At 39.6% G+C, this 11,341-nt stretch carries 9 protein-coding genes; 2 read left to right on the top strand and 7 right to left on the bottom strand.

Features of this window, described 5'->3' with window-relative positions; all coding sequences use genetic code 11:
- Nucleotides 1–36 precede the first annotated feature (36 nt).
- Together coaA and rpsT are read left to right on the top strand one after the other, a co-directional pair.
- Nucleotides 37–957, top strand: a complete 921-nt coding sequence (gene coaA / locus ACFSN5_RS03995; protein ID WP_165212758.1) for a type I pantothenate kinase — start codon at nt 37–39, stop codon at nt 955–957.
- Nucleotides 958–1,009: 52 nt separating this feature from the next.
- Nucleotides 1,010–1,258: a 30S ribosomal protein S20 gene (rpsT, locus tag ACFSN5_RS03990; RefSeq protein WP_206221365.1), complete on the top strand. Its 249-nt coding sequence runs from the start codon at nt 1,010–1,012 to the stop codon at nt 1,256–1,258.
- Between the two features lie 802 nt (nt 1,259–2,060).
- Here rpsT and ACFSN5_RS03985 read toward each other — a convergent pair.
- From ACFSN5_RS03985 to pstB (ACFSN5_RS03955), 7 genes are all read right to left on the bottom strand, one after another.
- On the bottom strand, nt 2,061–3,233 hold the full coding sequence (locus ACFSN5_RS03985; protein WP_398600534.1) for an IS110 family transposase: 1,173 nt from the start codon (nt 3,231–3,233) through the stop codon (nt 2,061–2,063).
- A gap of 251 nt (nt 3,234–3,484) precedes the next feature.
- On the bottom strand, nt 3,485–4,870 hold the full coding sequence (locus ACFSN5_RS03980; protein ID WP_165213433.1) for a sensor histidine kinase: 1,386 nt from the start codon (nt 4,868–4,870) through the stop codon (nt 3,485–3,487).
- Nucleotides 4,860–5,534: a response regulator transcription factor gene (locus tag ACFSN5_RS03975; protein WP_165213431.1), complete on the bottom strand. Its 675-nt coding sequence runs from the start codon at nt 5,532–5,534 to the stop codon at nt 4,860–4,862. Before ACFSN5_RS03975 ends, ACFSN5_RS03980 begins: the two co-directional genes overlap by 11 nt.
- Before the next feature lie 890 nt (nt 5,535–6,424).
- Nucleotides 6,425–8,977: a M1 family metallopeptidase gene (locus tag ACFSN5_RS03970; protein WP_165213429.1), complete on the bottom strand. Its 2,553-nt coding sequence runs from the start codon at nt 8,975–8,977 to the stop codon at nt 6,425–6,427.
- Between the two features lie 99 nt (nt 8,978–9,076).
- The gene (phoU, locus tag ACFSN5_RS03965) at nt 9,077–9,730 is read right to left on the bottom strand and encodes a phosphate signaling complex protein PhoU (protein WP_398601071.1); all 654 of its coding nucleotides are present in this window, start codon (nt 9,728–9,730) and stop codon (nt 9,077–9,079) included.
- Between the two features lie 35 nt (nt 9,731–9,765).
- On the bottom strand, nt 9,766–10,524 hold the full coding sequence (gene pstB / locus ACFSN5_RS03960; RefSeq protein WP_398601069.1) for a phosphate ABC transporter ATP-binding protein PstB: 759 nt from the start codon (nt 10,522–10,524) through the stop codon (nt 9,766–9,768).
- 11 nt (nt 10,525–10,535) lie between these two features.
- On the bottom strand, nt 10,536–11,339 hold the full coding sequence (pstB, locus tag ACFSN5_RS03955; RefSeq protein ID WP_398601067.1) for a phosphate ABC transporter ATP-binding protein PstB: 804 nt from the start codon (nt 11,337–11,339) through the stop codon (nt 10,536–10,538).
- Nucleotides 11,340–11,341: the final 2 nt, after the last annotated feature.

Genomic DNA, 11,341 nt, shown 5'->3' with positions numbered 1-11,341 from the left:
ACTTCATTTTATCATATTTTGTGCTACAATAGTCCTATGTCTCATGAATTTATTAATTTCGAAGAAATCAGTCGAAAAACTTGGCAAGGCCTGCATCAAGCCGAACAAGCACCCTTAAGCCAAGAAGAACTAGATTCTATTAAAAGTCTCAACGATAAGATTGATATTCAGGATGTGACAGATGTTTATCTTCCGCTCATTAGCCTGATTCAAATTTATAAGAATGCTCAGGAAAATCTCAGTTTTGCTAAGGGAATCTTCTTACAGAAGCAAGCTAAAAAACGACCCTTTATCATTGGTATCTCTGGTTCAGTAGCTGTTGGTAAGTCTACTACCAGTCGACTTCTGCAACTTCTTCTAGCCCGAACCTTCAAAAATAGTCGTGTTGAAATGGTAACAACCGATGGTTTTCTCTATCCTAACCAGATCTTAATCAATAAGGGTATTTTGGACAAAAAAGGCTTCCCTGAAAGTTATGACATGGAACGTTTGATTAATTTCTTAGATGGTATGAAAAATGGTCAAACCATGTCTATTCCTGTATATTCTCATGAAATTTATGATATTATTCCTCAAGCTGAGGAAACCATTCAGTCACCTGATTTTCTTATCATTGAAGGTATCAATGTCTTTCAAAATCAGCAGAATCACCGACTGTATATGAATGACTATTATGACTTCTCCATCTATATTGATGCAGAAATTGCCCATATTGAAAAATGGTATCTTGAACGTTTTCAAAGTTTACTCCAGCTAGCTAAAACGGATAGTAAAAATTATTATTATTCCTTGACAAAGCTAGATTTAAAAGAGGCCTTAGCCATTTCCAAAAAAACTTGGCAAAGAGTCAATTTAGTTAATCTGGAAAATTATATCGAGCCGACTCGCAACCGTGCTGAGCTCATCCTGCATAAATCACAGAATCATAAGATTGATAAAATTTACCTGAAAAAGTGATTAAGACTTGTCAAAGCCAGCTATTTCCTATATAATGGAATGGTTAGTAAAAATGGAGGTGAAAACTGTGGCAAATATTAAATCAGCTATCAAACGTGCTGAGCTTAACGTTAAGCAAAACGAAAAGAATTCAGCTCAAAAATCAGCTTTGCGTACTGCTATCAAAGCTTTTGAAGCAAACCCATCCGAAGAACTTTTCCGTGCTGCTAGCTCAGCAATCGATAAAGCTCAATCTAAAGGGTTGATTCACAAAAATAAAGCAAGCCGTGATAAAGCTCGTCTTGCAGCTAAACTTGGATAAAACTGACCTCCGTCTGGAGGTTTTTTTATAACTCAAAATCAAGAGTCAGCTCCAGCTTAGCCAAACCGATATTAATACTCAAAGAAAATCAATTAGAAACAAGGTCACAAAGTACAACAGCCTATCAGTTCTGGGAGACCATTGAAGCTACAAAAATAATCAAACAAAGTCTTAGCAAGCTGAAATCAATAAGGTACAGTTTTGATTATCAAAGAACATAAGTCAAAATAACTGTTCCCCTCTCCCTTAATCTCAAGTTCCATAAAAAAAGTGGGAAAGAACCTAAAATTGAAAATTTTGGTTCGCCCCAGATCCTGGTTTCAAAGTGGTGACCTGAAACGCTCTCTCCCCAGACCGTTTTTGACACTTGCTTTGTAAGCTTCATTTCCCGATTAAAAGGTCTCCCAAGCCTTTTACCCCACCTTTGCACAGCTCAACAGGTCTGGAAGACCTGTTGAGGTTAGAAATAAGATAAACGATGGCCATCACATTCGTTTAGGTTTTATACTTTGGCCTTGTGGTAAAAGGAAAGACGCTCAGCAGCGGTTTATCGAGGCTGGTAAAAGGTATTCCAACCTTCTATTTGTGCAGTAATAACAGTTTGACGCAATAGTTGATTGGAGTGAGACAGAAGTCAATTTTTTATATAACTTGACTTCTGTTCCACTCTCTAATGAACTTGAACTGCGCAGGAGTAAGAGTTTATTCCAAAACAAAAAGACTGGACAAATTTTTATACGAAAACTACAAAGAATGCAAAAATTCCCTCCCTATGATATAATCAAAGCGAAAAAAATTATATTTAGACTACTAGCTCGTCCCTAGTAGTCTTTTTCTGTGCTAAAAATTCAGAATAAGTCATCTGTCCTTTTAAGAGGATATAGGCTATTTTTAATAATTGATGTGCTAGGGCAATTGTTGCTTTCTGTGGACCACGCCGATTTTGAATCTGATAAAATCGTTCCACTAAGGGACTTCCTTTTTGATTCCTAGCGGCAAAAGCGGCTTGACATAAGCATTTTTTCAAATAGGAATTACCATGTCGAATCTTGGTACTGCGTTTCTTGCCAGCACTCTCATTATTACCAGGACAAAGTCCTGCCCAAGAGGCTAAATGTCCAGCAGTTGGAAACTGGCTCATGTCAACACCAACCTCAGAAATGATGACAGAAGCTGTAATCACATCGATACCAGGAATAGAATCCAAAACTTCTACTTGTTTCTCGTATTGTGATAGATAGCTATTGATTCGCTCTTCCAACAACTCAATCTGCTTCTGATAAAAATCATAAATCTCCAAGGACTGCTTTAACATAAAGCAATGATGGTCAGAGAAATAACCATCCAAAGCTTCCAGAAGTTGTGGCACTTTCTTCTTCAAGGTGGTATAAACTGATTGATGGACAATGCGAGGAGTAATAGGCGTCTTATCAATCAATAGTTGAAGGAGATGACGACCAGAAGCACCCATAATATCTTCGATATACGTCGTTATCTTAATGCCGCCTGACTGAAGAATTTTATGAATACGATTGGTTTCACGATTACGGCTTTCCACATAATGTTTTCGTTGTCTGGTCAACTCTCTCAATTCTTGGATGGTTTCATCGGGAACGAAACTCCGAGGAAGCAGACCAATCCGTGTTAATTTAGCAATCCAGTGAGCATCTTTCTTATCGGTTTTCTGACCCGGAATGGCCTTCATGTGAGCTGGTTGAGCGAGTATCAACTCGAAGTCATCACATAGAGCATGCCAGACAGGTCGCCAATAAACACCGGTGCTTTCCAGACCAACGGCTTCCACATGAAATTGTCTAAGAAAATCGTGGCAAGCACGTAGGCCTTTAGTTGTTGTATCAAAAGTTGCCATCTCACGCTTTGGACGAGTTGAGGTGAGTGACCCATGTAAAATACAAACAACAATATTGGCTTGATGGACATCAATACCTGCACAAGATTGATAGAGAACATCCATGACAATTCCCTCCTTCCTAAAATAAGAGAGCTTATCTACCGAATTTTAATCGTATTTTTATACTCATGCTTATCGCATATTTTGGGGTGCTCGTCAGTAGAGTGGATCAGTTTTGCCCTCGATTACTAGAATCATTAACTCGTCAACCACAAAGCCCTCACTAAGATTATACACCTAGTGAGGGCTGTGTGTCCGTTTTCATTATTCTGTGGGTGAGGGCGGAGCCATCATGGATGTCTTGCCCAGCTTTTTTAAGCGCTTAATTTAATTTCAAAAATAGTTCCTGTCGGTTCATTATCACGAACAGAGATAGTTCCTTTCAAGGCATCCACAATCTGCTTAGCTAAAGATAGCCCTAAGCCAAAACCACCGGTCTGACGATTGCGAGCTTTATCAATCCGGTAAAAGCGGTCAAAAATCTTTATCTTATCTTCCTCGCTAATACCAGCCCCATTATCCGCAACTGAGATAAGCATTTTGCCTGCTTCGCTAGTAACGCTAATATCAATAGCCCCATCTTCTCCTGTGTACTTAACAGCATTATCAAAGAGAATGGTCATGACTTGCTTAATTAATGTCTTATCAGATTTCATCGGTAAATCAAGCTGATTACGACAGGTTAAACTTTTGCCATTTTCCTCAGCAATCATTTGGTAATTCTCAAAAATACTGTCAAAGAAAGCTGGCTCAATTTCTTCAATGTTAGGATTAAGATGATCATCTCGCCTAGCTAAATTCAACAGATTGGTAGTTAAAATCCGCATATTCCGGACTTCTTCCAAACTAGAAGCAATAGTTTCATAATTGTCCAAAATCGTTTGGTCTGGCTTACGAAAAAGACTCTCTAAACGGTTTTGCAAAACCGTCAGAGGTGTCCGCAATTCATGACTGGCATCCTCAACAAAATTCTTTTGCCTTTCATAACTTTCCACAATCGGCTTACGTGACCAATTGGCCAGATAGACACTGGCAAAGACTGACAATAGCCAGAAGGTTACCATCACCGATATAATGATAATTTGATAACGAGAATTAACACTATCCAGCTGATTGACGCTAATGGCAATAGTGACATAAGCAACCTTAGGAAATTGCTTGTCTGATACCGCAATGGTCTTATAGCGGTAGTGTTCCTTCTCGCGAAAACTACCATCAATACTAACCTCGTTGACATCACCCAGTTCATCCCGATTCATTTTCAGTTTGTTCAGTCCGGAAAAAATTTCTGAGCTATTGAGTACCTTGCCATTTTTATCATACATGACTGTTTCAATCGTAGCATTCAATTCCACATGGGATTTGTTTTGTTCTGGACTACCTGAAGCATTTGCATCAGCGGGAAGAGTCGTCCCATTTCCCAAAAAATCATCCCCATCAGTAAAGATGGAGAGATCTGAATCATCATTACCATCAAAGGCTGAGTAAAGACTCGCCTTATACATATTCATATAGATATAGGAGTTAACACTTTCAGCTGCCTTATCGAGGTTGTCATCAACTGATGAATAAATCCCAATCCGCATGATTTGCAAAATCAAAATGGTCATCACCAAGAAAATTACGGTGAAGACAGATAGGAAGTGAAGAAAAGTCGAGAATCCTTCAGAAAAGAGACCCTTCTTTAACTTATTGAACATCCTTTAAGATATACCCCACACTACGTAGTGTTTGCAAGTTTTGCTCGAAATCTGTTCCTTTGAGCTTTTTACGAATCTTAGAAACATAAACTTCAACAACTGAGACAGTTGTATCGCTGTCAAACCCCCAAATGCGATCGAAAATTTGTGTCTTAGGCAAAATAACATTTTGGTTTTGAAGGAAATAAACCAAAAGATCAAATTCTTTACCTAAAAGTTCAACAACTTTACCATCAACGGTTACCGTATTAGTTGACGTATCACAATCTAAATTTCCGTAAGTAAGAAGCTTATCATTGATTTTACCAGAACGCTTCAAGAGTGCTTGAATCCGCATTTTCAATTCTTCCAAATAGAATGGCTTGGTCAAGTAGTCATCGGCACCGAGTTCAAAACCATGTCCTTTATCATCCAAAGCTTCTTTAGCAGTTGTAATCAAGACAGGGGTTGGGATACCTTTGTCACGCAGCTCTTTCAAGACAGTAAAACCATCTTTTTCCGGCAACATCAAATCGAGCAGAATCAAATCATAAACACCAGTTTCTGCTTCAAAGAGGCCTTCCTCCCCATCGAAAACTTGAGTAACTTCAGCAAAGTCATCCAAAAAATCGAAAACAGAATTTGAAAGGCTAAGGTCATCTTCTACTAATAAAATTTTAATCATATATCTGTACTCCAATCTTTCCTCTATCTTATCATAAATCCAGTACCTTGTCGCCGAAAACTTAATCTGACAATAAGAATTTTTACCTAATAAATTCTATCCAGAATGCGCGAACTAATCACTAATACTCAGAGAAAATCAAAAAATAAGTCGGGCAACAAAACGTAGACAGTATTTGGTCATGACAAGATGAGGTTAACAACATGTAGTTTTGATTTTCAAAAAGTTAAAATAAGTCGTTCGACTGACACCAGTCTAGCAAGACTTGCTAAAAAGCGACTGAACCTGTCTAAGCAAAAAGAGAGTGGGATAAAAATCAGTAAACCGTGATAAAAATCACGGCTTTGATTTTCCTCGCTCTCCCGCTTTAAGGCTCAGGCCTCTGCCACTTTCTTATTTTTAGGTGGCAGGCTTTAGCAGTCTATCCCCAGACTGCCAAAGTCCACTGGAGCATTTTGACACTTGCTTTGCAAGCTTTATTTCCCGATTAAAAAGCTCTACCAGAGCTTTTTAACCCACCTTCGCACAGCTCAAACATACTAAGATTAGTAGTGAGGAAATCTCCGACGGGAGACAGTGACAGTCCTCACTACTTTTTCTTTATGATAAAGTAGAGGTGTCTTGTTAAGTCGTAAGACCTTTTGAGGTTGGAAATAAGATGAACAAGGTTCATCAGATTAGTAACCTCCAACAGTTTTACAAACTGTTGAAGCTATCACTTACGTGGTAATTAAACAGTCCTGTAGACTGTTTAAGGGGAGCCTGAAAATGAGACTGCGCCCTAGCCCTAAGATAAGGACAGCCAATCAGCAGTAGTTCATTGGTGCTAAAGTACCTAATGAACTGTGCAGGGGTAAGCTATCATGGCTGTTTGTCCCAGACCCTAGGCTTTATTTGGCAACAGCTAGGTCGATAGCTACTTCAACCGCAGCCTTGTCTTTTTTAATCAAGTCAATGCGAGCAGAGATTTCCTTGATACCCATTGTTATATTTCTAGCAATGGCTTTATCACCAAGTTGAGGTTCAAAGAAAGCCTTATAATCAGCTAGACGTGCATCTGTCTTAAAGTTATTAGAAGGGTAAATCACAAACTTATCAAAGCTCATGTCACCACCCAAAGTCGTCTTGATCCACTCCCAATTTTCCTTGGCCCAATTCCAAACCTTACCTTGAGTGAAGTCTTGCTGCAAGAAATAAGCATACCAAGTTGCTAAATCTTGTGGTTTCACAACATCTTTATCCTTCCACTGAGTTAGAATATGAACCAAAGTTGCAGGATCCTTAGTATAAGAAAGCGCATTAGAGAGTTGGCGCTTAAAGATTCCATCTGTACTTGCCACATAGGCAGAAAGATACTGTTCAACTAAAGCTGGGGTCTCAGAATGTTTCATTTCATTAACTAAAACTGACAAGCGAATTGAGGCCGGAATAGCTTCGATATTAGCTTGATATTCTTGGAAAATAGCGTGTGCTTGCGCAATGGCACTCTCATCATCAGCCTTGAGCATGAGATGAATAGCTGATTGACGAACCATTTCATCTTCATCAGCTTCTCCAGCAATTTTTTCAAAACCTAGGCGATTAAAGTTGTTTTCCGCGACCTTCTTAATCAAGCTCTTGAAGTTGTCCTCGGTGCTTGTTCCTTCATCAACAAAGCTATCCAAACCTGAAATAATTTGTTGGCCAGCTGCTGCGACCAGATAGGAACTTTCTTCTGGCAGCTTATTGAGCAAGGTAACAAGATCAGCGTAAGAAACTTCACCGCTTTCAGCTAACAGACGGCGTTCCTGCAAAACCTGCAGTTTGGCTGTCTTATCTAAATTAGCAAAATCGGCTAGAACGTCATCCAAAAGTTTGCCTTGATAGTTAGTAATATAATGGGCTGTATTGTCGGTATTCAAACGCAATGCCCCAGCCCCTTTATTCTGAGCGACTAGACTTGAGTAATTAGGAATGGTCAAACTAGCTTCAGACAAAGTATCCGGAAGGCCAGACCAATTACTATTTAGTGGAATCTGCCAGGAGCGATTCCTATCTTCATGTTCTCCAATAAAGAACTGCTTCTGACTGAGAATCAGATTATCATCAAGGACTTGGACAGTCACAACTGGATAGCCTGGCTGTTCCAACCAAGCATCCATAAAGCTAGCGACATCCTTTTCGGAACTTGCTGAAAGAGCATTCCACAAATCGCGACCGATCGTATTACGATACTGATGTTTTTCGAAATAACTTTTAAGCCCTGCTGCAAAGTCCTTATCTCCTAACCAGCGACGGAGCATGTGCATGAGGCGACTTCCCTTAGCATAAACAATAGCTGGATCAAAGAGAGTATTGATTTCATCAGGATGATTGACCGCTACATGAACAGACTGCACCCCATCGGTAGCATCTCGCTTAAGAGCTAGAGGAACACCTGTTGTTTGGAAATCTTCAAAGATATTCCAATTTGGCTCAATAGCATCAACCGAAACGTATTCCATCATGTTGGCGAAGGACTCATTGAGCCAAAGATCATCCCACCATTTCATAGTAACCAGATTGCCAAACCACTGATGGGCTAATTCATGGGCAATCACTAAAGCCACCTGTTGTCGGGTACTGACCGTTGAATTTTCATCAACCACCAAATAAACTTCACGATAGGTTACCAACCCCCAGTTTTCCATAGCCCCTGCTGAAAAATCAGGCAGAGCCAAATGATAAGAATGAGGAATGGGATAAGCAACACCATAATAATCCTCATAAAAATCAATAACACGGACAGCAATATCCAGAGCAAAGTCTAAAGACGAAGCCTTATGGGCCTTGGTAGAAAAAACACCAACCTCGGTACCATTCTTAGTCTGAGCTTTCTTAGCCTGCAAATCACCTAGAGCAAAAGCTAAAAGGTAAGAAGACATTCTTGGTGTCGTCGCAAAGGTCCAAATGCCTGTTTCCTGACGTAATTCAATATTAGTCTCAGGCATATTTGAGATGACTACTTCCCCATCTTCTTGGTCAAATTTAATAGCCAAATCAAAGGTAGCCTTAGCTTCTGGTTCGTCGATAGACGGGAAGGCTTCTCGAGCAAAATGACTTTCAAATTGTGTGGCAATCACTTCTTTTTTGACACCATTAACCGTATAATAAGACGGATAAATCCCCGTCATATTATCTGTAATTTTACCTGAGAATTCTAATACTAGAGTCATATTCCCCGTTTCAGGCAAGTCGAGATGGACCGCTTCCTTTTCAGAATCCAGATTAAACTCCACCTCCTGATTATCCAAAAGGACCGAAGTGACTATCAAATCTTTCTGATGAAAGGAAACCTGATTATCTAAGGCCTCACCACTGATAGCAACATTCCCTGAGAAAGTCTTTGCCTTTCGGTTAATATCCAGAAAAATATTGTAATTTTCAGGTACAAATTTTTCGATAAAATGTTCTACTGAATTCATAAAACTCCTCAATTTTTTATAAATTTTACAAGACTTTATCCTGCTTCTTAGACCAAAAAAGATTGGTCAAAACCAATCTCAATTATAACATAATCATTATTAAAGTTCGATAATTTTTCCTGTCTTAAGATAGACAACCCATTCACAGAGATTGCGAGCATAATCTCCAATGCGTTCCAAATACATTAAGACTTGGAAATATTCCTTAGCCGCAAAAGCTGCATCTGGATTAGCTTTGATAGCCTCAACTGTCATATTTTGGGTTTCGATAAAAAGGTTATCAATATGTTCATCATGAGCTGCTACCGCATAGGCAGCCGCTTCGTCAGCCTTGATATAGACATTCATGGCTTCCTCAACCATATCTCGAACAGCACGCCCCATTTTATTAATGGACTCTTCAACCGATGTAATCCGCTCTTCGCCCTTCATCCGAATAGTAGCCTTTGCAATAGCTGAAGCATGATCTCCCATACGTTCGACATCGCTGGACGCCTTGAGCACAGTAATAACTGATCGTAAATCAGTCGACACAGGCTGTTGCAGAGCAATGATTTCCAAAGATTTCTTTTCTAATTTCGTTTCATAGTTATTGACAATCTCGTCTGATTCAATAACTTCCTTGGCTAACTGCCGATCGTGACTGATAAAAGCACGAACGGTCTTACTGATTTGAGAACTGACTTCAGTCCCCATAGCATAAAACTGATTATGCAATTTATCTAATTCATCTTCAAATTGTGTACGTAACATAAAATCATTTCTTTCTATCTATTTAGTCAGTGAGGCTAACCAAATTTACCACTGATATAATCTTCAGTCTCTTCATGGGCAGGATTGAGAAACATTTCTTTGGTTGAATTAAATTCAATTAAGTCACCATCCAGGAAGAAACCTGTTTTATCGGAAATCCGAGATGCTTGCTGCATGGAACGGGTCACAATGAGCATAGTGTATTGGTCCTTCAGACCATAGAGCGTTTCTTCAATCTTCCCAGAAGAAATCGGATCAAGAGCAGATGTTGGCTCGTCCATTAAAATAATTTTGGGACTAGTCGCTAATACACGAGCAATGCAAACCCGCTGCTGCTGTCCACCAGACAAACCCAAAGCTGAATCATGCAGCCGATCTTTAACCTCATCCCAGATGGAAGCCCCAATCAAGGACGTCTCTACTGCTTCATCCAAGACAGCCTTATCTTTAATCCCCTTGATACGAAGACCATAGGTGACATTTTCATAAATGGTCATAGGAAATGGGTTGGGCTGCTGAAAGACCATACCAATTTCCTTACGTAATTCCACCGTATCAGTCCTTGGTCCGTAGATATTATGACCATTGTAAGTGATGGCCCCTGTCAAGGTTACTTCAGGATTGAGATCGCCCATACGGTTAATAGCTCTCAGCAGAGTTGACTTACCTGAACCAGAAGGTCCAATCAAGGTAGTAATCTCATTAGACATGAAATCCATAGTAATATTATTCAGAGCTTTTTTTTGATTATAGTAGACCGACAGGTCTTTAACCTGCAAAATAGGTTCTGTCATAAGATTCCTTTCTATCCGAAGCGGCCAGAAACATAATCACTGGTTGATTGACACTGCGCATTTTGGAAAATCTTAGCCGTCTTGTCATACTCAATCAAATCCCCTAGGTAAAAGAAGGCTGTATAATCGCTGACACGGGCAGCTTGCTGCATATTATGGGTAACGATAATAATCGAATAATCCTTTTTGAGTTCAGCCATTGTTTCTTCTAACTGCATGGTCGCAATCGGATCCAAGGCCGAAGCCGGTTCATCCATTAAAAGAATGTCTGGCTTAACCGATATAGCCCGAGCGATACAAAGACGCTGCTGTTGTCCACCAGACAAAGTAAAAGCGGACTTATGCAAATCATCCTTAACCTGATCCCAAAGCGCTGCCTGTTTAAGCGACGTTTCAACAATCTCATCTAGAGTCTGTTTATCTTTCACACCAGCACGTTCATGCGCAAAGGTGATATTTTTATAGATAGATTTAGCAAAAGGATTGGGACGTTGAAAAACCATACCGATATGCTTACGCATAGCATAAACATTAATTTCAGGCCGATTGATATCAATCCCTTCATACCAAATTTCACCCGTCACCTTAGCAATATCAATAGTATCATTCATACGATTGAGACTGCGCAAGAAAGTTGATTTCCCACAGCCGGATGGACCGATAAAGGCTGTAATTTTATTTTTTTCAAACTGCATATCGATGCCCTTGATAGCCTCGTTTTGGCCATAATAAACATGCAAATCCTTGGTTTCAAGTGCCAATTCCTTGCCTTCAAAGGTCATGATATGACGCTCATTCCAATTATATTCTGCCATAT

This window comes from Streptococcus tangpeifui, assembly GCF_044503215.1.
Lineage (GTDB): Bacteria > Bacillota > Bacilli > Lactobacillales > Streptococcaceae > Streptococcus > Streptococcus tangpeifui.
Note: the sequence above shows the minus strand (reverse complement) of the source record. Positions and strands in the feature narration are given on the sequence as shown.